This window comes from Acidipropionibacterium jensenii, assembly GCF_005890135.1.
GTDB lineage: Bacteria > Actinomycetota > Actinomycetes > Propionibacteriales > Propionibacteriaceae > Acidipropionibacterium > Acidipropionibacterium jensenii.
In genome coordinates, this window is the sequence record NZ_CP040635.1 from 100642 (window position 1) to 123806 (window position 23165).

The following is a 23165-nucleotide window of genomic DNA, read 5'->3' on the forward strand; positions in this document are numbered from 1 at the left end:
GCCACCACGCCCGCTGCGCTCGCTACCCCTCGTAGCGACCAGTCCCCGCATCCCCGGTCCGCCGCGCCGGCCACCACGCCCGCTGGCCGTCCTACCACCCCCCGATAGACTCACGGTCATGAGTGTCGAAGCTGATGGACGTCGCCTTCTGCGCGTCGAGGTGAGGAACGCACAGACCCCGATCGAGGACAAGCCCCGGTGGATCCGAACCAAGGCCACCATGGGCCCCGAGTACCGGGACATGCGCCGACGGATGCACGACACGGACCTGCACACGGTCTGTCAGGAGGCCGGCTGCCCCAACATCTTCGAGTGCTGGGAGGACCGCGAGGCCACCTTCCTGATCGGCGGGGACAAGTGCACCCGGCGCTGCGACTTCTGCCAGATCGCCTCCGAGAAGCCCGACGGGTACGACACCGACGAGCCCCGCCGGGTCGCCGAGTCGGTGCGCCAGATGGGCCTGCGCTACGCCACCATCACCAGTGTCTGCCGCGACGACCTGCCCGACGAGGGAGCCTGGCTGTGCGCCGAGACGGTCCGTCAGGTCCACTCCCTCAACCCGGGGGTCGGCGTCGAGATGCTCGCCCAGGATTTCTCGGGCCGCCCCGAACTGCTCGACCAGGTCTTCGAGGCCGGCCCCGAGGTCTTCGGCCACAACCTGGAGACGGTCCCCCGGCTGTTCAAGCGGATCCGCCCGGCCTTCCGCTACCAGCGGTCCCTCGACGTGCTGACCCGGGCCCACGAGCACGGCATGGTCACCAAGTCCAACCTCATCCTCGGGATGGGAGAGACCCGCGAGGAGATCTCCGAGGCGATGAGGGCCCTGCACGAGGCCCACACCGACCTGCTCACCATCACCCAGTACCTGCGTCCCAACGCCCACCTGCACCCGATCGACCGGTGGGTCACCCCCCAGGAGTTCGACGAGCTGGCGGAGGAGGCCGAGGAGATCGGTTTCGTCGGCGTCATGAGCGGACCCCTGGTGCGCTCCTCCTACCGGGCCGGGCGCCTCTACCGACAGGCGATGGCCGCCCGCGGCGAGACACCGGTGACCATCGTCACCGGCTACCGGGACGGTTCGGGACCGGCCCCCTTCGCCGCCAGGTCCTGACCGGCCACCGGCCGTTCGTCGACGGCCACCGGTGCAGGTAGACTGGGTCACCGCTTGTGATCGTGCCCGGTGCACGGTCGGATCCAGCAACGTTGAACCGCACGGGAGTCGTCACAATGCCGAAGAGCCAGGCCGCCAAGGAGCTCGCTGCCAAGCAGAAGGCCGAGGCCAAGGCCGCCAAGGAGCGTCGCAAGAACTCCGACAACCCCAGGGACTGGGGCACCTGGAAGCAGCTCGTCGAGACCTACAAGATGACCCGGACCACCGATCCGGCCGTCCTGTGGTGGTCCCTCGGCGGCTTCCTGGTCCCGCTGATCGTCTTCGTGGTGATCGGCCTGTTCGTCAAGCCGTGGTGGATCTACCTGATTGTCGGCATCTTCGCCGGTGCCGCCGGCGCGATGTGGCTGTTCAGCCGCCGTGCCCGCCGTTCGATGTACGCGCGGTTCAAGGGTCAGCCCGGATCCGCCGAGGTCGCGCTGTCCCAGCTGGACAAGAAGACCTGGTCGGCCACCCCGGTGATCGCCATCAACCGCCACCAGGACGTCATCCACCGCGCCCTGGGCCCCGGCGGACTGGTCCTGGTCGCCGAGGGCTCCGGCAACGGCGTCCGCCAGCTGCTCGCCTCGGAGAAGCACCGCCACGAGCAGGTCGCCTTCGGCGTCCCGGTGATCACCTTCGTGATGGGCGATGGCAAGGACCAGGTCCCCCTCGAGCAGCTCAGCACCAAGATCCGCAAGCTGCCGAAGACCCTCAACGCCGCCCAGATCGCCGAGATCAAGTCCCGACTGCGCGCCCTGGACGCCATGCGTCCGCGCCTGCCGATGCCCAAGGGCCCGATGCCGACCTCCTCCAAGGGCGCCCGCAGCGCCATGCGGGGTCGCTGAGAGCTGGTGGCAGCGACCAACCTCGTCAACGCCGAACACGTCTCCAAGACCTTCGGCACCAGAATTCTCCTCGACGACCTGTCACTGGGTCTGTCCCGCGGCGACGTCATCGGCGTGGTCGGCCGCAACGGTGACGGCAAGTCCACCCTGCTCGGCCTGCTCACCGGCTCGGTCGAGCCCGACACCGGGACGGTGACCCGCACCGGATCGGTGTCGATCGGCGTGCTGGCCCAGGCCGGACAGCCCGGCCCCGACCAGACGGTGCGCGACATCGTCGTCGGCGGACAGCCCGACCACGTCTGGGCCTCCGACCCGCAGGCCCGACCGATCGTCGAGCAGATGCTCGCCGACATCGATCTGGACTCCCTGATGGTCGACCTGTCCGGCGGGGAGCGCCGCCGGGTGATGCTGGTCGCCCTGATGCTGGCCGGCCACGACCTGCTGGTGCTCGACGAGCCCACCAACCACCTCGACGTCGAGGCGGTCTCCTGGCTGGCCGAACACCTGAAGCACCTGCAGTCACGCGGTGTGGCGATGCTCATCGTCTCCCACGACCGGTGGTTCCTCGACGAGGTCTGCAACCACATCTGGGAGGTCCACGACGCCACCGTCGACGCCTACGACGGCGGCTACGCCGCCTACACCCTGGCGCGGGCCGAACGCTCCCGTCAGGCGGCCAGCAACGAGGCCCGTCGCCAGAACCTGGTGCGCAAGGAACTGGCCTGGCTGCGTCGCGGAGCACCCGCCCGCAGCTCCAAGCCCAAGTTCCGCATCGAGGCCGCCAACGCCCTCATCGCCGACGTCCCCGACCCCCGCGACAAGCTCGAGCTGGCCCGGTTCTCGGCCACCCGACTGGGCAAGGACGTCTTCGACCTGAAGGATGTCACCCTCACCCTGCCCGACGGTCGCACCCTGCTGAACCACCTCACCTGGTCCATCGGTCCCGGCGAGCGGATCGGCCTGGTCGGCGTCAACGGGGCCGGCAAGTCCACCCTGCTCAATCTGCTGGACGACCGCCTCTCCCCCACCTCGGGTCGGGTGAAGAGGGGCAAGACGCTGCGCATCGCCCATCTCACCCAGGAGGTCCACGAGCTCGACCCCGGCACCGAGGCCGGTCAGGAGAGGGTTCTGGAGTCGGTCCAGAGGCTGCGCCAGGAGACCATGCTGGCCACCGGCGAGGAGGCCAGTGCCACCAACCTGCTGGAGGACTTCGGGTTCACCGGGCAGCGACTGGTGACCCGGGTCGGCGACCTGTCGGGCGGGGAGAGACGCCGTCTGCAACTGCTGCGGCTGCTCATCGAGGAGCCGAACGTGCTGCTTCTCGACGAGCCCACCAATGACCTGGACATCGACACCCTGAGGGTCGTCGAGGACTATCTCGACGGCTGGGCCGGAACCCTCATCGTGGTCTCCCACGACCGCTACTTCCTGGAACGGGTCTGCGACGTCACCTACGCCCTGATGGGGGACGGCTCCTGCGTGCTGCTGCCCGGCGGCGTCGACCAGTACCTGGCAGCCCGCCGGGAGCGCCGGGTCGACTCCCCCAAGTCCCAGCGGGTCGGGAGCGCCGCCGAGACGGCGACGCCCGGACCCTCATCGGCCGAGCTGCGGCAGGCCCGCAAGGATCTCGCCCGGCTGGAGGGTCAGATGTCGAAGACCCAGCGCGATCTGGACCAGATCCATCAGCAGATGGCCGAGGTCGCCACCGACTTCCAGGCCCTCAACGACCTGCAGGCCCAGGCCGGCGGACTCGAGGACCGCCTCGCCGAGCTCGAGGACGCCTGGTTGAGCGCCGGGGAACTCATCGAGGGCGCCTGATCACAGCCTGATCACAGTACCGGGGAGTCCTGACCCACCGGATCGTCGGCCGTCTCCTGCCTCTGCGACCCCCGGACCGACCCTGCCGACTGCTCGGACGGGCTGGCCGGGCTCGCCGGAGCATCCGACTCCCGTGCCGACCGCGACACCCCGACCGACTCCTCACCCTCAGCCGACCCCGTCTCCTGGGCCGACTCGTCGAGATCGTCGTGCAGGTGGGCGGGGGTCGGCATCAGGCGCCTGAGGACCTGGTCCAGGATGGCGCCGATGACGATCGCGCCGACCACCCCGATGCCCATCGCCAGCAGATGATTGTCGCCGATCAGGCTGGAGGCGCCGGCGCCGATGAGCACCGCGTACCCCGCCCAGGCGATCCCGGCGATGATGTCCACGGCGAGGAAGACCTTGTAGCTGAACCGGGTCGCACCGGCCATCGCATTGACGACCACCCGACCCGCCGGGATGTAACGGGCCACCAGGATGCACAGCGGGCCGCGTCGGCGCAGCTGATGTCGGGACCAGGCGACCATCTTCTGGCGCTTGGGACCTCCCGTCATCACGCGGGTGGTGCCCAGCTTGCGTCCGGCCCAGTAGGCGATGTTGTCTCCGGCGACCGCAGCCGCGGCCGCCACCGGCAGCAGCATCCACCATGGCGGCTGGCCGACCGCGGCCAGCCCCACCACCAGGGACTCGGAGGGAACCGGCGGGAAGAATCCGTCGATGGTGCAGAAGGCGAACAGTGCCAACAGCACCCAGGGTTCACCGGCGTGCTGCTCGATCAACGTGTTGATCGCTGAGAACCAGACTGCCAGATGCACCCCTCAAGTCTTCCACGCCACGGGCCCCGGCGGGTCAGACCTGGGTTCCGGGTTCTGGCGGCGTGCGTGCCACCGAGGTGCCGACCTGGGACCGGTCGTCGCCGGCCGCCGGCCCGGACCGCTACCCGATGAGTTCCCGGTAGATCCGCTGCAGGGTGGCGGCCAGCGCCTGAGGTGAGAACCGGTCCCGGGCACCGCGGGCGATCTGCTCGGCGTCGAAACCGGCCAGCCGCTCCACGAAGTCGGTGAGGCCGGCGCGCAGATCCCCGGCCTCGAACCCGCGGGTGACCAGCCCGGCGTCGGGGCCGATGAACCCCTCGGGACCGCCGCAGGGGGTGGCGAGCACCGGGGTGCCGGCGGCCAGCGCCTCGGCATAGGCCACCCCGAAGGTCTCCCACCGGGAGAACATCACGAATCCTCCGGCGCCGGCCACCTCCCGGGCCACCCGGGCCCGGTCCGTGCGCCCCAGCAGGGTGATCCGGTGGTCGGGATCCTGGTCCGCCAGGAGAGTCTGCAGGTCGGCGTGCAGCGGCCCGTCGCCGATGATCCGCAGTCTCAGGTGGGGGAAGGTCTGCGCCGAGGCGATGACGGTGCGGCACAGCTCGACCATCCCCTTGCGCTCGATGAGACTTCCGACGCTCACCAGGGTGTTGAGGTCTCGGTGCTGGTGGGCCGCGGCCCGGGCGAACAGGTCGACGTCGACGACATCGGGGACCACCTCGACATTGGTGGCGTACTCGTCGACCAGGATCCGGGCCAGGGCTCCAGAGACCGCCAGCACCCGGTCCGCGGCCCCGTAGGCCACCCGGCAGTCCTCGGCACGCAACCGGCTGGTGGCTCCGGGGCGCAGCTGGGAGTCGTGCTCGGTGACCACCAGCGGCACTCCCCCGCCCGGCAGACCGGCCCGCACCAGGGCGGCGGCGTAGCGGGCGAAGTGGGCGTGGACGACGTCGGGGGTTCCGAACCGCTGGACGACGGCCGTCCACAGCCGCTTCATCGCTCTGGCGTGGGCGGCGTGGTCGAGTCGGGCCGGCATCCTGCCGAGCGGGAGATCGAGCCGGACGGTGTCGATCCCGTCGATGCTGGTCACGTGGCCCCCCATCGGACGACGGTGCCGCACCGATCGCACGTCGAGGGCGGCGAGGACGACGCGGCAGCCGGCGTCCTGCAGCGCCCTGGCCTGATCGAGCTCGAAGATCCCGCGCAGCGGGTCCGAGTCCGAGGGGGCCCCTCGGCTCACCACAAGAACGAACATCCGATCACCTCCGGTTGACCACCACGGTGCCGAGCATCAGATCGTCCAGGCCACGGCGGTCGGCACCGATGATGACCGCCGGGATGACAAGACACTTGAGGGCAGTGCGGACCGCGGACCGCCACCAGCCCACGGGGGCGGCGGAGTCCACCCGGACCACCGCGACATGGGCCAGCAGCTGCCCGAAGGAGGCCGAGGCGAGGGCGGTGAGGATGGTCCGCTCGACGAAGAAGACGGCCATCGGCATCCAGACCGGCCATCCCTGGTCGCGGATCACCCTGACCCCGAAGACGGCGATCGCGACGACCATCGAGGCCGCCCAGTCCAGCAGCAGTGCGGCCAGGCGACGGTTCCACGGGGCCAGCGATCCCCTACCGGTGGCCGGCAGTCCCAGAGCGGCACCGACCTGGGATGCTGCTGGTCGGGGAGACGAGGTGTCGGGCACCTCGTCAGCTTATCGGCCCCGTCGCGTAGCGCGGGCAGCGACCGAGCCGATGTCGGACCGGCCGGTGCGAGACCAGACCAGCTGTCAGATCAGTTGGTCGTGATGGCCGACGTGGTCGAACTCGATCCCGCTGTCGGTGCGCATCCACCAGGTGAGCCGCGGAGCCCCGGGCGACTCGGCCTTGACATAGGTCCGCCAGGCCTGGGCGCCGTCGGCCCTCACCCGCTGCTTGCCGCCGCGCGGCGAGTCGTTGAAGGGATGGGTGATGTGGCGGTCCCAGGCCCACCCGGCGAGGATGTCGACCATCACCCGCACCGTCTTGCCACGGGGCACGATCTCGGCCTTCAACGAGTCGAGGAACCGCGGGCCGAGGGAGAAGTCCCTCAGTCCTGCTCCGCGATCGGTCTCGGGGGTGCCCAGCAGCCACTCCTGCTCGATCTCCCAGCGCAGCTGTGCGGCCGGATCGGAGTAGACCTGCGCGGGCGCCGAGCCGTGCGGCCCCGCAGCGTCCAACCTCCTCCGCAGGTCTGCGTTCTGCTCCTCGAGCGCGTCCGCCCGGGAGTGCTCCCTGTCCTGAAGCTCCAACTCGTCCCTGAGCAGGCTCAGCAGCCCCTCCTCCACCCCGGCGATGACCCGTCCGGCGACGGTCTCCACGCTCCTGTCCAGCAGCTTCTCGAGGGTGGCGAGGTCCACGGTGACGGTGCGCGAGGGTGCGCGCTCCTCGCCGGGAGCACCCCCGGTGGGGACCGCCTCGGGAGCCGGGACGGGTTCGGGGGCCCGGACCGGTTCGGGAGCCGGGATCTCCGCGGGGGTCCCGGGGGCGGCCGGCAGGCCGGGTGCCACGACGGGTTCGGGCTCCCGCGGCACCGCCCTGCGCCTCCCGGGACCCGGTTTGGGCCCGGACGTGCGTCCTCCACCAGGGACCGGGGTGGGTCCAGTGGCCGTGTCGCCCGTGGTGGCGACGTCGTCACCGGCGATCGGGCCGGCACCGGGAGCAAGGGCGGTACTGGCAGCCGGATCGGCGCCGGAAGCCGGGGCGGCCTCGGGAGCCCCGACATCATCGGAGAGCAGGCGACGTCGGTAGGCGACCAGTTTGGCGGCCTGCCCGGAGTCCAAGGCTCCGGTCCCGGAGCGCCCCGAGCTGTGGCCGGCGGGGCCGACCCCCTCCATCTCGGTGACGTGGCGGGCGATGAGGGCGCACAACCGGTCGGCGTCGTCCTCCGGGGCGATGGTGAACAGCCGGTGCCGGCGCCAGTTGTCGGTGCGCGAGGCCCCGGGCAGGATCACCCTCACCCTGCCCCCGTAGCAGTGGAACTGGGGGTCGACGGCGTCCGAGAGCAGATTGCTGGCCGCCTGGCTGGCCAGCACCGCCACCTCGGTGTCGGGAGGAATCAGACCGATCAGACGCGGCACGCTGATCCGCGGCCGACCCGACTGCGAGGGCGAGACCACCACGAGGGGAGCCGTTCTGGAGGGGTCGAAGATCCGGGTGACAAGGCGTCCGACCTCCGCACTGCTGACCTGCCATGTCTCTGCCACGGTCGTCCCCTCTCACGGGTCGTCACCTGTCCGGACCTCCAGCCTGCCACCTCGGCCCCACTCGGCGGGCCGCCGCTGTAACATCCCTGCAACAAGACGGTGACTCCCGAGCAACCGGTCACCGTTAGGTTCAGAACAACACCACGTCCTAGATGGAGGAACGATGTTCGAAGGCCCAGACGATCTACTCGAGTTCGTGAAGAAGGAGGGCGTCGAGTTCATCGATGTCCGCTTCTGCGACCTGATCGGGATCATGCAGCATTTCACGGTTCCGGCCCGCGAGTTCGACAAGCACGCCTACGAAGAGGGTCTGGCGTTCGACGGCTCCTCCATCCGCGGCTTCCAGAAGATCAACGAGTCCGACATGGCTCTGAAGCCCGATCCCAGCAGCGCCTGGCTGGATCCCTTCCGCGAGCACAAGACGCTGATCCTCAACTTCTTCGTCACCGACCCGATCACCGGTGAGCTGTACAGCCGCGATCCCCGCAACATCGCCCGCAAGGCTGAGGCCTACCTGACCTCCACCGGTATTGCCGACACCGCCTTCATGGCCCCCGAGGCCGAGTTCTACGTCTTCGACGACATCCGTTACGAGACCAACCAGAAGACCGCCTACTACTCCATCGACTCCGAGGAGGGAGCGTGGAACAGCGGCCGCGAGGAGGACGGCGGCAACCGCGGTTACAAGGTGAAGTACAAGGGCGGCTACTTCCCGGTGGCCCCCACCGACCACTTCGGCGATCTGCGTGACGAGATCGTCACCATCATGGAGGGCATCGGCCTCAAGGTCGAGCGCGGCCACCACGAGGTCGGCACCGCCGGCCAGGCCGAGATCAACTGGCGCTACGACACGCTCACCAAGAGCGCCGACAACGTCATGAAGTTCAAGTACATCGTCCGGAACGTGGCCTGGAACCACGGGAAGACCGCGACCTTCATGCCCAAGCCGATCTTCGGCGACAACGGGTCGGGCATGCACGTCCACTCCTCCCTCCGCAAGAACGGCGAGCCGCTGTTCTTCGACGAGTCCGGTTACGCGCAGCTGTCTGACACCGCCCGCTACTACATCGGCGGCATCCTCAAGCACGCCCCGGCCCTGCTGGCCTTCACCAACCCGAGCACCAACTCCTACCATCGCCTGGTGCCCGGCTTCGAGGCCCCGGTGAACCTGGTCTACTCGCAGCGCAACCGTTCGGCCTGCATGCGAATTCCGATCACCGGTCCCTCCCCGAAGGCCAAGCGCGTCGAGTTCCGCTGCCCCGACCCGTCCGCCAACCCGTACATGGCCTTCTCGGCCCTGCTGCTGGCCGGACTGGACGGCATCCAGAACAAGATCGAGCCGCCGGCCCCGGTCGACAAGGACATCTACGAGCTGCCCCCCGAGGAGCACGCTCAGCTGGCCCACGTGCCCAGCGACCTCGGATCGGTGCTGGACGCCCTGGAGGCCGATCACGCCTTCCTGGAGGCTGGTGACGTCTTCACCCCCGACCTCATCGACACCTGGATCGACATCAAGCGCAGCGATCTCTCCGAGCTCCAGCAGCGCCCGCACCCCTACGAGTTCGATCTCTACTACGACATCTGAGTTCCTCCCCTAGTCAGAGCGTTTCCCATCCGGATTTGTCCGGGATTTGTCCGACGCTCGTTTGAGATCATCCGCCCGTGCTGCCAGCACATCGTCAATGGCAGCACGGGCGGACTCGTCTGCGTCCGGCCACAGGTGGGCATACACCCGCAGTGTCGTGGTGGCCGACTCGTGACGGAGGCGAGCCTGCACCGTCTTCACATCGCACCCGGCATGGATCAGCAGCGACGCGAGATAGTGCCTCAAGTCGTGGAGCCTCATCTCCCCCGGTAGTGGTGTTCGTCCCGCCTCGACATCCTGAGCGATCACCGCAGCCCTCGCCTCCCGCCATGCCCGCTGGAGCTTCCACGGGCCGACCGGCTCACCGATCGGATCACAGACCACATGGTCGGACGGGTACTCGTGACGGTGCTCCAGCATCATCTTGGCGAGCCTGTCCGACATCGGTATCGGCATCTTGGAGGTGTCGGTCTTCAGCGGCACATCACCCCACTGGACGGTCGGCCGGATCACCCTGGCGTCCCAGTCCACATCGGCGTCGCGCAGCCCGGCGATCTCGGACACCCGCAGCCCGGCGAACGCGCCCAGGACCACCACGATCCTCAGATACTCGGGCATCGCGTCGTGCAGCGCCCACACCTGTGCAGTCGTGGCCACATAGGGCCGCTGGCCGCCCGCTTTCGGTGAGGTGCGCCTGGAGCACGGGTTCCTCTGGAGGATGCCGTCATGCACCGCGTCAGCGCAGATCTGGGACAGCCTTGCGTGCAGCGCGTAGATGTAGGACTGCTCCAGCCCATCGTCCTGGAGGCTGGCCACCCACGCGCGCACATCTGAAGGCTTCAACGCCCGGAGCCGTTTGCCGCCCAGACCCGTCTTGATTCTCGCCACATGTGTTCTGGCCTCCCGCACCGTCGCTGGTCGGCCGCCATAGCCTGCCAGCCAGCGGTCGCACCACTCCCCCACCGTGATCTTCGCCGTCGCGGGATCTGCGAGGACGCCGGCGACCTGGTCGTGGTCGATCTGCTTGGCGAACTGGACTGCGTCGATCCGGCGTTTGAAGTTCTTCGAGTGCTCCTTGCCGTCATCGTCGACCCACCGTTGCCGGTAGTACGGCTTCCCGGTCGCGGCCGAGATCCGACGCTCAGGACCGGCCATCGCCGCTCATCGGGTCATCTGGCGCCAGTGCATCCGCGTTGCCCCGCCGCCATTTCCCGGCGCCATCCTCATATGTCTGCTTCGCGATCCCGACGCACGATGTGCGAGCTAGACGACCCCAAAACGTGAACGGATCAGGGTCGATATAGACCTCATCATCCTGAACGCCGATTGAGTACAGGGCCCGGCACGCCGTCTCGTACTCCTTGCACGCAGACTCCAACGCATCGGCCGCATCCGCGTATGCGCCGCGCCGCGTTGACACTTCTAGCTCGCCCTTGAAGTCGTCCGGGTTGAGTGCGATGTCTTCCGGATCGATGTGCAGCGTCCGGCAGATGTCGGCGATCTCGTTCAGTTTGAGGTCGCGCTTGAAGCTCTCGACCCGAGTCATCGTCGTCTGAGTCATGGCGAATCCCCTTCGGTGCATTGCCTCGACCAGCTGCCGTTGAGACCAGCCCCTTGCCTCCCGGGCCGCCTTGATGTTCGCCACGACAGCACGCTGTAGATCGTCCACCATGCTGCAAGTCTCTCACGCCGAGATGGCCTCACCATCCGAGGCGGTATGGACTCAGGCTAGGCGACTCATCTAACCCGTGCTAGGATGACTCACATCATGAGTCATTCAGCCAACACGAGAGGTCGCATCCAATGACCAGACAGAAGCCGCTCACCACCGAGGAACTGGCCGAGCGGACCGGACTGCCCGTCGGAACCCTCCGCTACTGGCGGCACGCAGGCACCGGCCCCGTGTCGTTCAAGTTCGGGAAGGCCGTCCGGTACCGCGTCGAGGACGTCGAGCGCTGGGAGCAGGCCCAGTACGAGGCAACTCGGGTCGGCGACGAGGTCGTGACGTCGTGAGTATCCAGACCACATCACCCGGTTGTAACCGACCGGGCCAGCATCAAGGAACCACTGTCTTCGGATCACTGAACTGGTGGCGTGAGGCCGTCGATGAATGGTGCCGCCAGAACCGCGTCCTCCGGTCCACGTCGCAGATCCGCAAGATCGCCCGCCGGCTCTACAACGTCGGAGTCGTCGGTGACGTTGCTATGCAGATCGCCCGCGAGGTCGACAGGCAGATCGTCAACCTCGACAACTCGGTGGGTCTCCACAACATGGTCGAGTCGCGGCGCGGATCCCGGATCGCCGACGGTGAGATCGAGCGCAAGGCGGGGGGATGGCAGCGATGACCGCAACCGCGGACACTCAAACGCTCTGGGGCCAGATCCAGCGCTCAAGGCACGGCTACCCGTGCGGGAGGAATGAACTACCCCGGCTCCTGTTCGGCCACTTTCAGGAGCTCATGCAGGCCGGTGAGCTTCGGGCCGCGCTGGAGGACACCTGGTCGCTGTGTGAATGGCCGGGCCGCGCTGCTGACACCACCTCATGGCTGGCGCTGTGGGGGCTGGCTGGCGCCGACCACACGCCTGTCACCGGGCCCATATGGAGGGCTGCGGCAGAGGTGTATGCAGATGGCCTGTCGTGGACCACGGACCGCAACATCGCGGTGCGGTTCCACGATCGGAACCTGAAGCGCTTCCCGACCATGCCCGGCCGCTGCGGGCTGTGGCGCATCGACCACCCGGAGTCGTCACACGTCCTGGCCGTTCTGGACGATGCCAGTCATCGCAACGAGCACGAGATCGTCTACAGCCCTCAGGTCGACGAGTTGGTGAGGGAACTGTGAACGCGATCCCTGCCGCCACCAACGGGGGAGTGCTGCTCTACGTGGCCGTCGCCCTGCTGCTCATCTTCCTGGCCGCGATCAGCCGGCCGTCCCCCCGTGTCGTCGCCATCGACGGAACCCACCACAAGAACAACCCCGACGCGTCTATCCGCCAAGACCGCCGCGCCGGGGCCATCACAACCACCCTGCAATCACAAGGAGCTGTCATGACCGATTCTACCGTCAACCCCATCTCGACCGACCGGCTGCTGGAGGCTGCCGCTGATCTGCGCCCCTGGTGGGCGTCCGGGGGCGAGCACGTCCTCAACAACTCCGACCGGCCGACCGACGGCGACCCTGAGGCCGGGTGGGTCCGCTGGCTGTCCGCGCCAATGTGTGATGACCCGCACTTCGATGCCTGGCTCGAGCGGACCGTCAGCTTCGGCGCAGACCTGCATGTGCTGGCCGTGACCGACGCGATCGCCCTCGACCTTGAGGATCAGCTGCTCGCGATCCCCGTCTCCCGCGCCGACGACGCGATCGCCCTGGTCCGGGCCGCCGTCTCAGTGTGGGCGTCCCATCCGACCGACTGACAACCGACTCACTTCCAAAAGGGGCATGGCAGTTTCCTGGAAGGAACACTCAATGTTCGACACAAACAACGGTGCCGCTGGCCAGACCGCCAGCGGCACCCGAGGAGGAGCATCATCACTTGCTCCCCATGATACCTCATACCGCGAGGTATCGACACCACCCCGGCCGGCCAGAACCCAGCTGCAGAAGGATCTCGGAGATATCGCCATCGAAGCCATCGCCAAGTGCGAGGCAGCCCGCCGCAACCGCAACTACCTGCACACCAACCGGATGTGGTCGGCGGCCGAAGCCATCGCCGACACCCTCGGAATGACCGTCGAGGAGATCCTCGCCAACCAGCAGGCAGCAGAAGACGCCTACGCCTGGGCCCGGATCCTCCCCGACGATCCCGACTGGGAAGGGGTTGCAGCATGAGCACCACCGGTGACGAAAACGTTGTGCAGATCGACAAGGCACGCGGCAGGAGGAGCGAGACGCCCAATGTCGAGGAGCCTCAGGAGACCGAGCTGGAACGGCAGACGATCGCCGCCCAGCTGGTCACCATGGCCGAGCAGTCCTACACGTTCGGGCGCACCGCCCAGGACGATGTCTACGGTGTCGCCAAGGGCTCCCACGTGGCCCGGCTGCTGCGCGGCTCAGGATCACTACGGCAGGACCTCGCAGGCCGCTACTGGGACCAGCATCACAAGGTGGCCGGCGCCCAGCAGCTCACCGATGCCCTTACCGTCATCGAGGCTAAGGCCCTGCGCGCTCAGCCGGTCGACATTCACGTCCGCGTGGCCATGGTCGGCACGACCTTGTGGCTCGACCTGGGAGACGAGTCAGAGAGGGCCGTCAGGATCATGCCGGGTCACTGGGAGATCACCACACAGTGCCCGGTGCTGTTCAACAGGACCAAACTCACTCAGGCGATGCCAGAGCCCGACCGGTCCGGGAGGATCGGGAGCCTGTGGCGGGTTCTCAACGTCTCAAAGCGTGACCAGCCTCTGATCCTCGCGTGGCTCATCTCGACGTGGCTGTTGGTGGATCGGCCGTGCCCGATCCTGGGCCTGTTCGGGGAGCAGGGCACCGCGAAGACCACTGCCGGACGCTACCTGTCAGCGCTGGTCGACCCGTCGGCCGCCGAGGTCCGCAAGCCTCCGAAGGACGAGGACGCATGGGTGTCGGCAGCTGTCTCGTCGCGGGTGATCGCCATCGACAACCTGTCCCACATCTCCGCCACCATGTCGGACACCTATTGCCGCTCGGTGACTGGGGACGCGGACGTGCGCCGCCGCTTGTACACCGACTCAGAGCCCGAGGTCTTCCGTCTCAAGAAGGCCATCCTGATGACCGGTATCGACCTTGGAGCGCTGCGCGGTGACTTCGCGGAGAGGCTGCTGCGCGTTGAACTGGACACGATCCCCGACGAGCGGCGCAAGACTGAGGAATCACTGGCCGTCGAGTGGGCCACCGCCTATCCGAAGATTCTCGGGGCACTGCTGACAATCACGTGCACTGTCATGAAGCACCTTCCCCAGGTCCGCCTTCCGAAGAAGCCTCGCATGGCCGACTTCGCGAAGATTCTCGGGGCACTCGACATCATGCAGCCCAAAGGAAAAGTCCTGGACCTGTACCTTTCCCAGCTCGATGACCTGGCCGCCGACTCTATTGCCGGCGACCCGTTCATCACGGCTATGCAGTCGCAGATCGGATCCTCTTTCAAGGGCACCTCTCAGCGACTCTTCGACCTGGTCGACTTCGAGGGCTTCCGGGCGCCGAAGGGCTGGCCTGTCAACGCGCGGTCTCTGACTGGCCGGTTGAAGAAGTCGGCACCTTCCATGCGCAAGGTCGGGTGGACCGTCGAGAAGCACGACCGGGGTGGGCGCGATCACAAGACGACGTGGACCATCCGCCCTCCTCATGAGACGGAGGTAAGAAAGTGATGCCCGCATGCCCGATCGCCCGCCAACCGGCGGATGACAAGGGGAAATACATGCGGGCATGGTGCGGGCATGGCGGGCAAGCACATTACGGCTATGCCCGCCATGCCCGCGTATGCCCGCCTTATGCCCGCATGCACAACAGTGGGTTGACTAGGGGAAACGGCGTCCGAAGCGGGCATGCGGGCAATCGGGCACAGTTTCCCTACCTTCGTCTTGTGGCATCGCCTGCGGGCATGCGGGCATGGCCACCACAACTTTGTCCGTCCGACCTGGAGATCGCATCATGACCCGCCGTCGTTGTGACCGGTGTGGCCAGACCGTGCCGCCCCGCGCCGACCGGTGCCCTGCCTGCGGGGGAGAGGTCCGCGTCACCATCTGCGAGCCCGGGCACGGGACCGTCGAATACCTGTTGCGGAAAACACCGCCACCCGATCCGCGAAAGGACGCCCGATGATTGTCTCCACCGTCGCAGGGGTGAAAGGTGCATTTGCACCTTTCGGCTCGTCACGTTTCACGGTGTCGCGGCTGACGCCGAGGGTGTCTGCCGTCTGCTGCTGAGTCAGACCGGCAGCCCGAACACTCCACCAGAAGCACGAGACCGAGAAACGTCTCGCCAAGACCGAAGAACCACCCAAGAAGAAGAAATGAGGAAACCCGTGGAATTCTATCCGAACGAATCAGCCAGAATCCGACAAGTCCGCTACACGATCCCCGCCGAGGACCCGAAACGAGTCCACCGCCGGCAACTCGTCGGCTGGTGGGTCGAATCCGACCAGAAGGTCACCCCTGCGGTCATCACCGACGGCCACGTGACCCGGCTCGACGACCGCGCCCGAATCCTCGAAATCGAAAACTGACAAGGAGCAACAATGAGTGAGAACACCGCACAGGACGAGACCCCCGAGACCCCGCAGACCGAGGCCGAGCAGACCGAGGCTGTGGAGCCCGAGCAGGTCGACAAGAGCAAGGCCTCCCGTGAGGCAGCCCGGTATCGCGTTCGCGCCAAGACGGCCGAGGAGCAGCTCGCGCAGACCTCAGCCCGCCTGGACGCCCTGCAGCGCCAAGTCATCGAGCACCGGCTCGACGGCCTCAACCCGGCCGCGTTCTGGAAACTCCGCGACAACCAGCTCGACGGCCTGGTCGACGATGACGGGAGGATCAACACCGACGCGGTCACCCAGGCTGTCGAGGCCCTGCGCACCGCGTACGGCCTCACCAGGAGATCCGCCCCCATCGTTCCCGACGTCGGCCAGCAGCCCGAAGTGGCACGAGCTCACGGATTCGACGAAGCATTCAGTCCGAGGAGGGGCCAGTGATGACGAGCAACCCCCACTGCGAGGCCGTCAGCTTCCACACGGACGACGCCGGCCGCTACTGGATCGTCACGCAGTACCCCGACGGGCACCGCACCCTAGCGCTGTGGGCCGTCTTGTACTAAACTGGTGAACGTTCAACCAGTGGTTGACATCACGTTTCGACGGCCCGGGGTCGCCGAGGCAGTTCATTCCGAACTCCTTGGCGGCCCCGTTCGCGTACCGCCGGAAAGGCCATCATGGCTACTGTCACAACCACCACCACCAACCGGGCATGGTCCCCCGACGTCCAGGCATTCCTGCCGGACCAGGCCATCCCCCAAGCCCTCATCCTCGCCGCCTCCACCGCCGTCTACCAGGGCGACATCGGAGACGCCCCCGCGTGTCGAGTGCCCTACGTCGTCGACGATGACGCCGAGGTCACCGCTGAAGGTGCCGACATTCCCGAGGCCGACCCCCAGACCGCCGAGGTCGTCATCCACACCGAGAAAATCTCCCAGCTCATCAAGCTCTCGCGGGAGCAGTTCCAGCAGTCGCCGACCGCCGAGCTGTTGTCCACCAGCGTGGGCCGGGCCATCGTCAAGCGGGCGGACGTCGAGTTCCTGGCCGGGGCCCACACCAACCTGCCCGGTATCTCCACCACCGAGGGCATCGTCGACGGTGGAGCAGTCGGCACCAACCTGGACACCATCTCCGACGCCATCGCGCAGATTCAGCAGAACGGCGGCGAACCCACCTCGATTCTCATCTCACCGCTCGGCTGGTCCGCGCTGCGCAAACTCAAGGCCAGCGCCGACAGCAACCTGTCAGTGATCGGCGCCGGAACCAACGACGCCCAGAACCTCCTGTTCGGAGTGCCCGTCACCGTCACCGCAGCACTCGCCGCGACCAAGCTCCTCGTCGTCGACAAGACCTCGATCGCTTCGGTCGTCGGACCCGTCAACATCGCCCAGTCCACCGAGCGCTACTTCGAGGCCGACGCCATCGGAATCAGGGCCACCTGGAGAATCGGGTGGGCAGTACAGCGCCCCAACCGGCTCGCCACCCTGACCATCGGCTGACCCCACACTTGGGCGTCAACGCCACCAGCCGGCTCCCATGAGTAGCCGGTCCTGGAACGATGGACGGACCAGGCTCCCCCGCAGCCGATGACCCGACCAGCGCCCAACGACGACGGCCCCCCAGGCGTGGAATGCCCAGGGGGCCGAACTCGTCACCACCAGCCGCCGACCGCCAACATCCGATAGGGGGGCATACATGGCAATGGATACGTCACCAGGTGACTAAACGCATTAAAAATAAGCCCAAAACGTCGTTGGAGTGAATGTCATATTCACCTGGGGGTATGACCCCCCATTGCAGGTCAGCGTTCTGGCCCGGAGGCATAAAGATACCCGCCCTGGCCTGTGAGTAAAACCTGGGTCTGAAAAAAAACCTATGCCGTGCATGTTCGTGCAGGGCTCCATATACAGCCTCGGTTGATCCCCGGGGCTAGAGGCGCCCGCAGCTCTCCTGGCTGCGGGCCGTCGTGCGGCGTCGTCACGGGTGCAGTGGCCGATCGTGTAGACACATCCCCCCGCGCGATAGCTCTGGAGTTTTCTCATACAAGGAGAACTCCAACCCGTCTCCCCCCGCGCGCGTGAGGGCGCGATCCGTTGCCCCAGCGCTACAGCACCCCGACGATTTGTCCGGGATCTGTCCGAAAGTTGCTCCAAATAACCTCCAGCTGAGTATCTCATCCAACGCATATCAGCTAGTCAGCCAGCATCTCCAACAACAGCAAATCGTCCAAATCTGCACCGGATAGTTCGATCTCTACTACGACATCTGAGTTCGATGTCTGAGTTGCCCACCTCCCCCTGCGGCAGGTGAACGACCCATCGCGCGACGACCCCGGGCGGGCCACCACTGGTGGCCCGCCCGGTAGCGTGTGCGCCATGACCACCGTCGCCGACATCCGGACCCTGCTCGACCACTGGTACCCGCCCCGGCTCGCCGAGGAGTGGGACAGTCCCGGTCTGATCTGCGGCGACCCCGACGACCGGGTGACCACCATCGCCTGCGCCCTGGAGGCCACCGACTCCGTGGTGGCCGCGACCCTGGAGGCCGGCGCGCAGATGCTCGTCGTCCACCACCCGCTGCTGATGCGCGGGGTCACCTCGGTGGCCGCCGACACCCCGAAGGGCCGCATCGTGCACCGTCTCATCCGGTCCGGGGTCGCTCTGATGAGCGCTCACACCAATGCCGACGCCGCCATCGGCGGGGTCAACGATGTGTTGGCCCGGCTCCTGGGGGTCACGGTGAGCGCGCCGCTGGAGCCTTCCGACGCCGCCGAGGACCCGCTCGAGGGGATCGGACGGGTCGGTCGCCTGGAGCACGCCGTGACCCTGCAGCAGTTCACCGACCTGGTCGCCGATCGCCTGCCGACCACCGTGTGGGGGGTCCGGGCGGCCGGCGATCCGCAGCAGCCCGTGCGCACCGTGGCCCTGTGCTCGGGTGCCGGGGACTCCCTGCTGGGGGCCGCCGCCCGGTCCGGGGCCGACGTCTACCTCACCAGCGACCTGCGACACCACCCCGCCGACGAGTCGCTGCGGGCCGGCGGCCCGGCCCTGGTCGACACCGCCCACTGGGCCTCGGAGTCCCCCTGGTGCGAGTCGGTGGCCGACCGGCTCGCCGAGGCCACCGGGGCCACGACCACCGTCCTGCCGGTGCGCACCGATCCGTGGACCATCGGCGTCCACCCCGCAGCGTGAGAAGAGACATGGCCAACGCGAGAAACGACAGACAGTTCATCGACGACACCGAGGCGGTGGTCCGACTCGGTTCCATGCTGCTGTCGGCGGGCACCGGCTCCTACCGGGTGAAGCGGGCGATGGAGCGAGCGGCCGCCACCCTGGGGATGGACCGCCACGACGCCTCGGTGGGCCTGACCGAGATGAGCGTCACCGCCCACCGCGGCGACAACTTCCGCACCGTGGTCCGCGAGGTCTACCGGGTGCGCGTCGACTCCTCGCGGATCGAGGCCCTGGAGTACCTGTCTCGCCACCTGCCGAACCCGTGCAACGCCGCCGCCCTGGAGGCCGAGCTGGACCGCATCTCGCGGACCGTCACCGCCCGCTGGAAGCCCTGGCAGACGATGCTCGCCGCCGGGGTGGCCTGCGCAGGGTTCTCCATTCTCAACAGATTTCCCCTCACCGACACCGCGGTGGTCCTGGTCGCCGCATCCTGCGGCCAGATGGTGCGGATGTTCCTGGCCCGACGCTGGCTCAACCAGTTCGGCACCACCGCCCTGGCCGCCGCCACCTCCAGCCTGGTCTATCTGCTGGTCGCCTTCCTGGCGAACCTCACCGGGATCCCCCAGCTGGGGGTCAGCGACCCCGGCTACGTCGCCTCCCTGCTCTTCCTGGTGCCCGGGTTCCCGATGATCACCTCGATCCTGGACTTCGCGAGGATGGATCTCACCGCCGGCCTCACCCGCGCGGCCTACTCGCTGGGCATCGTGGTCTCCGCGACGATGTCGGCCTGGGTGATCTCCTTCCTCACCGGCCTCACCCCGCTGGCCACCGTGGCGGCCCTGCCCGGTCTGTGGCAGTGGGCGGCCTACGCGGCCGCGACCTTCCTGGGGGTCTCCGGCTTCGCGATCCTGTTCAACTCGACGCGGCGGATGGTGCTCATCGCGGCCTCCCTGGGGACCATCGGCAATCTGTCCCGACTGGCCCTGGTCTCGGCCTCGGCACCGGCCCAGCTGGCCGCCGGTTTCGGCGGCCTGGTGGTCGGGCTGGTGGCGGCCCCGCTCACCCGGCGGCTGCCCATCCCGAGGATCACCGTCACGGTGCCGGCCTGCGTCATCATGGTGCCCGGAACCGCGATGTACCGGATGATGTACTGGTTCAACGGCGAGGACACCGTCCGGGCAATCGGGTTCGGCGTCGACGCCGTCCTGGCGGTGGTGGCGATCGGCATCGGCCTCGCCCTGGCGCGGATGCTCACCGACCCGGCATGGACCTTCGCCCGGCCGATCCCCAGTCCCCACGCCTTCCGCACCGACCACCGCGGGATCGAGCGGGTTCAGGACCAGAAGAGCTGATCGACCGCCTTGGAGGCCAACCGGCATCGCCTCAGGTGGTTCTCCATCACCTGGGCCGAGGCCCCCAGTCCCAGGCCGAGCAGTCGGGCGATCCCGTCCAACTCCTTCGGATCGGTGGGGATCACGTCGGAGGCCCTGCCGCTCACGATGAGAATGGCGTTGCGCATCCGGGAGGCCTCCCGCCACGCCACCTGAAGGGCGACGTCCTGGGTGTCGCTCAGCAGGCCGGCGTCCAGCGCGGCCTGCAGGGCGCGGACCGTCGAGGTGGTCTGCAGCCCCGCCACCTCGGCGGCGTGCTGCAGCTGCATCACCTGGATCGTCCACTCGACGTCGGCGAGCCCGCCGGGCCCCATCTTGAGATGACGGTGGGGAGACACCCCGCGCGGGATCCGCTCGGTCTCCATCCTCGCCTTGAGTTTGCGGATCTCCCCGAGCTGACCGGCGGTGAGCCCGCCGGGCGGCCAGCGCAGGTGGGACACGCTGTCGAGAAGGGCGGCGGTGAGCTCGCGGTCCCCCGCCCCGTGGCGAGCCCGCAGCAGGGCCTGGGACTCCCAGGTGCTCGACCAGCGCCGGTAGTAGGCGCGGTAGCTGGACAGGCTGCGCACCATCGCCCCGGAGCGTCCCTCCGGGCGCAGGCCGGCGTCCAGGTCGAGCTTCGGGTCGGGGCCGGCCGCCCCCAGCAGGCTGCGCACCCGGGTGACGATCCGGGTCGCCGCCGTGACGGCCTCGGCTCCCCCGGCGTCCTCGACGACGAACATCGCATCGGCATCCGAGGCGTAGGACATCTCCCCGCCGCCCCACCGACCCATTGCGACAACGCCGATCCGCGGCGGCTGGTCGACCTCGCGGGAGACCGTCTCCAGGGCGGCGTCGACCGTGGCGGCGGCCAGGTCCGAGAGTCCGGCGGCGGTCTGCAGGACGTCGATCCGGTCCAGGATGTTGGCCACCACGATCCGGAAGAGTTCGCGGCGGCGGACCGCCCGGACCGCGGTGACGGCGTCCTCGACTGTCTCGTGGCGGGCGGCCACCGCAGTCATCTCGCGCAGGATGTCGTCGTGGCCGCGCGGTACCAGGTCCTCCTCCACGAGGATCTGGACGGTCTCGGGGGCGTGGTCGAGGATCTCGGTGGCGTACCGGCTGGTGGACAGCACGAAGGCCAGACGCTGGGCCATCGCCCCCTCGTCGCGCAGTGCCCGCAGGTACCAGTGGGACTCCCCCAACGACTCGGAGACCCGGCGGAAGGCGAGCATCCCGGCGTCCGGGTTGGGGCCGTTGGCCAGCCACTCCAGCATCACCGGCATCAGCTGGGCCTGGATCCGCTTGGCCCTGGTGGTGCCCTGGGTGAGGGCCTCGATGTGGCGCAGGGCCGAGCGCGGATCGGCGAAGCCGAGGGCGCGCATCCGGTCCTCGGCGGCCTGCGGGGTGAGTCGCAGTTCCTGGGAGGGGATCCGGGCGACCGCCTCGACCAGCGGGGAGTAGAAGACCCGGTTGTGGGACCGCAGGACGGCCCGGGAGGTGGCCCGCCACACCCCGGTCACCTCCTGGGGGGTGTGCAGCCCGAGGCTGCGGGCCAGACGCCGCAGGCCCGCCTCATCGGTGGGCAGCAGATGGGTCCGGCGCAGCTGGAAGAGCTGGAGGCGGTGCTCCATGAGCCGTTCCAGACGGTAGGCGGTGTCCAGATGCTCGGCGTCCCCCCGCGAGATGTATCCGCCGGCGGCCAGCGCGGCCAGCGCCCGGAGGGTGGATCGTTGCCGCAGGGACTCGTCGTGGCGGCCGTGGACCAGTTGGAGCAGCTGAATGGTGAACTCGACGTCGCGCAGCCCGCCGGAGCCCAGTTTGATCTCGCGGCCCTTCTCCCGGGCCGGGATGAGGGACACCACCCGGGTGCGCATCGCGCGGGTCTGGGCGACGAACTGCTCCTTCTCCCCGACGCTCCAGACCATCGGTGAGACCAACTCGCAGAACTGGCCGCCGAGATCCCGGTCCCCGGCCATCGGACGGGCCTTCATGAGGGCCTGGAACTCCCAGTTCTTTGCCCAGTTGCGGTAGTAGGTGGCCATCGAGTCGAGGGTGCGCACCAGCGGGCCGGCATTGCCCTCGGGTCGCAGTGCGGCGTCGACCTGCCAGATGGTGCCGGCCGCCGAGCGGGCCGAACAGATCCGGGTGAGGGTGCCGGCCAGCTTCGCGGCCACCGTGACGGCCCTCTCGGTGCTGACATCGGGCCGGGCGGGTTTGGCAATGTGGATGACGTCGACGTCGGAGACGTAGTTGAGCTCCTGGGCGCCGCACTTGCCCATCGCCACCACGGCCAGCCGGGCGTCGCGGTGTCCCGGGGTCTGGGCGCGGGCCAGGGCCAGGGCGGTCTCGATGATGGCATCGGCCAGGTCGGCGAGTTCGGCGGCGATGTCGTCGAGAATCTCGGCGCACTCGGAGGCGTCGACATCGCGGGAGGCGATCCGCACCAGGTGCCTCCGGTTGGCCAGTCTCAGGAGGTCGGCGCCGCGGTCGGGGTCGGTCTGCCGGGCGGGATCCTGGCCGGCGACCAGGAAGCCGTCGGCATCGGGGGCCGCCCCGACCTCGGCGAGCAGGTCGGCGGCGATCCGGTCGGCGGGCATCCGCACCGGCTCGCGGACCACCTGGTGGAGATCCTCCGGATGACTGGCGAGATGGCGTCCCAGTTCCGAGGAGACGCCGAGCAGCCGCACCAGACGTCGCGCAACGGCGTCGTCGGACAGGGCGGCGGCGGTGGCACCGGGAGCGGCCTCGGCGATGTCGACCAGGGAGAACAGCGCCATGTCGACGTCGGCGCACTCCTCCAGGTGGTCCTCCCAGGCGGCGAGGGACCCGGGTGCGGCATCGAGCAGCTGGGCGATCGTGTCGTGGAGGCCGGCGGCGCGCGGGCCGTCGGCGGCGCCACGCCTGGCCAGCTCGGCCGCGATCGTCGTCGTCCGGTCCATCGGGCCTCCTCGA

At 68.3% G+C, this 23165-nt stretch carries 22 protein-coding genes and 1 pseudogene; 16 read left to right on the forward strand and 7 right to left on the reverse strand.

Annotation, left to right across the window (positions count from 1 at the left end):
- The first annotated feature begins 118 nt into the window (after nt 1–118).
- From lipA to FEZ32_RS00490, 3 genes are all read left to right on the forward strand, one after another.
- On the forward strand, nt 119–1111 hold the full coding sequence (lipA, locus tag FEZ32_RS00480; protein ID WP_138679637.1) for a lipoyl synthase: 993 nt from the start codon (nt 119–121) through the stop codon (nt 1109–1111).
- Nucleotides 1112–1227: 116 nt separating this feature from the next.
- The gene (locus FEZ32_RS00485) at nt 1228–1995 is read left to right on the forward strand and encodes a DUF4191 domain-containing protein (protein WP_138679638.1); all 768 of its coding nucleotides are present in this window, start codon (nt 1228–1230) and stop codon (nt 1993–1995) included.
- A gap of 6 nt (nt 1996–2001) precedes the next feature.
- Nucleotides 2002–3813, forward strand: a complete 1812-nt coding sequence (locus FEZ32_RS00490) for an ABC-F family ATP-binding cassette domain-containing protein (RefSeq protein WP_097799125.1) — start codon at nt 2002–2004, stop codon at nt 3811–3813.
- Between the two features lie 221 nt (nt 3814–4034).
- Here FEZ32_RS00490 and FEZ32_RS00495 read toward each other — a convergent pair.
- From FEZ32_RS00495 to FEZ32_RS00510, 4 genes and pseudogenes are all read right to left on the reverse strand, one after another.
- A pseudogene (locus FEZ32_RS00495) lies at nt 4035–4631 on the reverse strand (DedA family protein); the annotation flags it as partial.
- Between the two features lie 121 nt (nt 4632–4752).
- Nucleotides 4753–5886, reverse strand: a complete 1134-nt coding sequence (locus tag FEZ32_RS00500; RefSeq protein WP_138679639.1) for a glycosyltransferase — start codon at nt 5884–5886, stop codon at nt 4753–4755.
- 4 nt (nt 5887–5890) lie between these two features.
- Entirely contained in the window at nt 5891–6331 is a 441-nt protein-coding gene (locus tag FEZ32_RS00505) for an RDD family protein (protein ID WP_097827648.1), read from the reverse strand.
- A gap of 84 nt (nt 6332–6415) precedes the next feature.
- Complete coding sequence (locus FEZ32_RS00510; RefSeq protein WP_138679640.1) at nt 6416–7870, reverse strand: hypothetical protein; 1455 nt, start codon at nt 7868–7870, stop codon at nt 6416–6418.
- A 163-nt stretch (nt 7871–8033) separates the two neighbouring features.
- Between FEZ32_RS00510 and glnA the strand changes: the two genes are divergently transcribed.
- Nucleotides 8034–9455 carry a type I glutamate--ammonia ligase gene (glnA, locus tag FEZ32_RS00515; protein ID WP_138679641.1) on the forward strand — a complete coding sequence of 474 codons (1422 nt, stop codon included), beginning with the start codon at nt 8034–8036 and terminating at the stop codon, nt 9453–9455.
- 9 nt (nt 9456–9464) lie between these two features.
- Here the strand turns inward: glnA and FEZ32_RS00520 are convergent, their stop codons facing one another.
- Both FEZ32_RS00520 and FEZ32_RS00525 read right to left on the reverse strand, forming a co-directional pair.
- Nucleotides 9465–10610: a tyrosine-type recombinase/integrase gene (locus FEZ32_RS00520; RefSeq protein WP_138679642.1), complete on the reverse strand. Its 1146-nt coding sequence runs from the start codon at nt 10608–10610 to the stop codon at nt 9465–9467.
- Nucleotides 10597–11100 (reverse strand): helix-turn-helix domain-containing protein, encoded by a 504-nt coding sequence (locus tag FEZ32_RS00525; RefSeq protein WP_175415683.1) that lies wholly within the window; start codon nt 11098–11100, stop codon nt 10597–10599. Before FEZ32_RS00525 ends, FEZ32_RS00520 begins: the two co-directional genes overlap by 14 nt.
- 158 nt (nt 11101–11258) lie before the next feature.
- Here FEZ32_RS00525 and FEZ32_RS00530 point away from each other — a divergent pair, with 158 nt between their 5' ends.
- The 12 genes from FEZ32_RS00530 to FEZ32_RS00580 all read left to right on the forward strand — a co-directional run bounded on the left by FEZ32_RS00530 (nt 11259) and on the right by FEZ32_RS00580 (nt 20195).
- Nucleotides 11259–11468 (forward strand): helix-turn-helix transcriptional regulator, encoded by a 210-nt coding sequence (locus FEZ32_RS00530; protein ID WP_138679644.1) that lies wholly within the window; start codon nt 11259–11261, stop codon nt 11466–11468.
- Nucleotides 11465–11800: a hypothetical protein gene (locus FEZ32_RS00535; RefSeq protein ID WP_138679645.1), complete on the forward strand. Its 336-nt coding sequence runs from the start codon at nt 11465–11467 to the stop codon at nt 11798–11800. Before FEZ32_RS00530 ends, FEZ32_RS00535 begins: the two co-directional genes overlap by 4 nt.
- Nucleotides 11788–12297, forward strand: a complete 510-nt coding sequence (locus tag FEZ32_RS00540; protein ID WP_138679646.1) for a hypothetical protein — start codon at nt 11788–11790, stop codon at nt 12295–12297. Before FEZ32_RS00535 ends, FEZ32_RS00540 begins: the two co-directional genes overlap by 13 nt.
- Nucleotides 12294–12869 carry a hypothetical protein gene (locus FEZ32_RS00545; RefSeq protein ID WP_138679647.1) on the forward strand — a complete coding sequence of 192 codons (576 nt, stop codon included), beginning with the start codon at nt 12294–12296 and terminating at the stop codon, nt 12867–12869. Before FEZ32_RS00540 ends, FEZ32_RS00545 begins: the two co-directional genes overlap by 4 nt.
- A 25-nt stretch (nt 12870–12894) precedes the next feature.
- Complete coding sequence (locus FEZ32_RS00550; RefSeq protein WP_138679648.1) at nt 12895–13284, forward strand: hypothetical protein; 390 nt, start codon at nt 12895–12897, stop codon at nt 13282–13284.
- Nucleotides 13281–14795: an ATP-binding protein gene (locus FEZ32_RS00555; RefSeq protein WP_138679649.1), complete on the forward strand. Its 1515-nt coding sequence runs from the start codon at nt 13281–13283 to the stop codon at nt 14793–14795. The genes FEZ32_RS00550 and FEZ32_RS00555 overlap by 4 nt, the downstream gene beginning before the upstream one ends.
- Before the next feature lie 644 nt (nt 14796–15439).
- Nucleotides 15440–15652, forward strand: a complete 213-nt coding sequence (locus FEZ32_RS00560) for a hypothetical protein (protein ID WP_138679650.1) — start codon at nt 15440–15442, stop codon at nt 15650–15652.
- 12 nt (nt 15653–15664) lie between these two features.
- A complete protein-coding gene (locus FEZ32_RS00565) occupies nt 15665–16111 on the forward strand; it encodes a hypothetical protein (protein ID WP_138679651.1) in 447 nt (148 codons plus the stop codon).
- Nucleotides 16111–16233 (forward strand): hypothetical protein, encoded by a 123-nt coding sequence (locus FEZ32_RS14005; RefSeq protein WP_276338769.1) that lies wholly within the window; start codon nt 16111–16113, stop codon nt 16231–16233. The genes FEZ32_RS00565 and FEZ32_RS14005 overlap by 1 nt, the downstream gene beginning before the upstream one ends.
- 114 nt (nt 16234–16347) lie before the next feature.
- On the forward strand, nt 16348–17169 hold the full coding sequence (locus tag FEZ32_RS00570; RefSeq protein ID WP_138679652.1) for a phage major capsid protein: 822 nt from the start codon (nt 16348–16350) through the stop codon (nt 17167–17169).
- Nucleotides 17170–18045: 876 nt separating this feature from the next.
- A complete protein-coding gene (locus FEZ32_RS00575; protein WP_175415684.1) occupies nt 18046–18861 on the forward strand; it encodes a Nif3-like dinuclear metal center hexameric protein in 816 nt (271 codons plus the stop codon).
- An 8-nt stretch (nt 18862–18869) separates the two neighbouring features.
- Nucleotides 18870–20195, forward strand: coding sequence for a threonine/serine exporter family protein (locus FEZ32_RS00580; protein WP_097799131.1), 1326 nt, complete (start codon nt 18870–18872; stop codon nt 20193–20195).
- On the opposite strand, the gene FEZ32_RS00585 is transcribed toward FEZ32_RS00580, so the two are convergent.
- Complete coding sequence (locus FEZ32_RS00585) at nt 20177–23152, reverse strand: bifunctional [glutamine synthetase] adenylyltransferase/[glutamine synthetase]-adenylyl-L-tyrosine phosphorylase (protein ID WP_138679653.1); 2976 nt, start codon at nt 23150–23152, stop codon at nt 20177–20179. The two genes, FEZ32_RS00580 and FEZ32_RS00585, sit on opposite strands and share 19 nt — an antisense overlap.
- Between the last annotated feature and the right edge of the window lie 13 nt (nt 23153–23165).

Excerpts from the sequence above, each read along its gene's own strand:
- lipA (WP_138679637.1), top strand. The coding sequence starts at position 119 with ATGAGTGTCGAAGCTGATGGACGTCGCCTTCTGCGCGTCGAGGTGAGG.
- FEZ32_RS00485 (WP_138679638.1), top strand. The coding sequence starts at position 1,228 with ATGCCGAAGAGCCAGGCCGCCAAGGAGCTCGCTGCCAAGCAGAAGGCC.
- FEZ32_RS00500 (WP_138679639.1), bottom strand. The coding sequence starts at position 5,886 with ATGTTCGTTCTTGTGGTGAGCCGAGGGGCCCCCTCGGACTCGGACCCG.
- glnA (WP_138679641.1), top strand. The coding sequence starts at position 8,034 with ATGTTCGAAGGCCCAGACGATCTACTCGAGTTCGTGAAGAAGGAGGGC.
- FEZ32_RS00520 (WP_138679642.1), bottom strand. The coding sequence starts at position 10,610 with ATGGCCGGTCCTGAGCGTCGGATCTCGGCCGCGACCGGGAAGCCGTAC.
- FEZ32_RS00530 (WP_138679644.1), top strand. The coding sequence starts at position 11,259 with ATGACCAGACAGAAGCCGCTCACCACCGAGGAACTGGCCGAGCGGACC.
- FEZ32_RS00540 (WP_138679646.1), top strand. The coding sequence starts at position 11,788 with ATGGCAGCGATGACCGCAACCGCGGACACTCAAACGCTCTGGGGCCAG.
- FEZ32_RS00550 (WP_138679648.1), top strand. The coding sequence starts at position 12,895 with ATGGCAGTTTCCTGGAAGGAACACTCAATGTTCGACACAAACAACGGT.
- FEZ32_RS00555 (WP_138679649.1), top strand. The coding sequence starts at position 13,281 with ATGAGCACCACCGGTGACGAAAACGTTGTGCAGATCGACAAGGCACGC.
- FEZ32_RS00560 (WP_138679650.1), top strand. The coding sequence starts at position 15,440 with ATGAGGAAACCCGTGGAATTCTATCCGAACGAATCAGCCAGAATCCGA.
- FEZ32_RS00565 (WP_138679651.1), top strand. The coding sequence starts at position 15,665 with ATGAGTGAGAACACCGCACAGGACGAGACCCCCGAGACCCCGCAGACC.
- FEZ32_RS14005 (WP_276338769.1), top strand. The coding sequence starts at position 16,111 with ATGACGAGCAACCCCCACTGCGAGGCCGTCAGCTTCCACACGGACGAC.
- FEZ32_RS00570 (WP_138679652.1), top strand. The coding sequence starts at position 16,348 with ATGGCTACTGTCACAACCACCACCACCAACCGGGCATGGTCCCCCGAC.
- FEZ32_RS00575 (WP_175415684.1), top strand. The coding sequence starts at position 18,046 with ATGACCACCGTCGCCGACATCCGGACCCTGCTCGACCACTGGTACCCG.
- FEZ32_RS00580 (WP_097799131.1), top strand. The coding sequence starts at position 18,870 with ATGGCCAACGCGAGAAACGACAGACAGTTCATCGACGACACCGAGGCG.
- FEZ32_RS00585 (WP_138679653.1), bottom strand. The coding sequence starts at position 23,152 with ATGGACCGGACGACGACGATCGCGGCCGAGCTGGCCAGGCGTGGCGCC.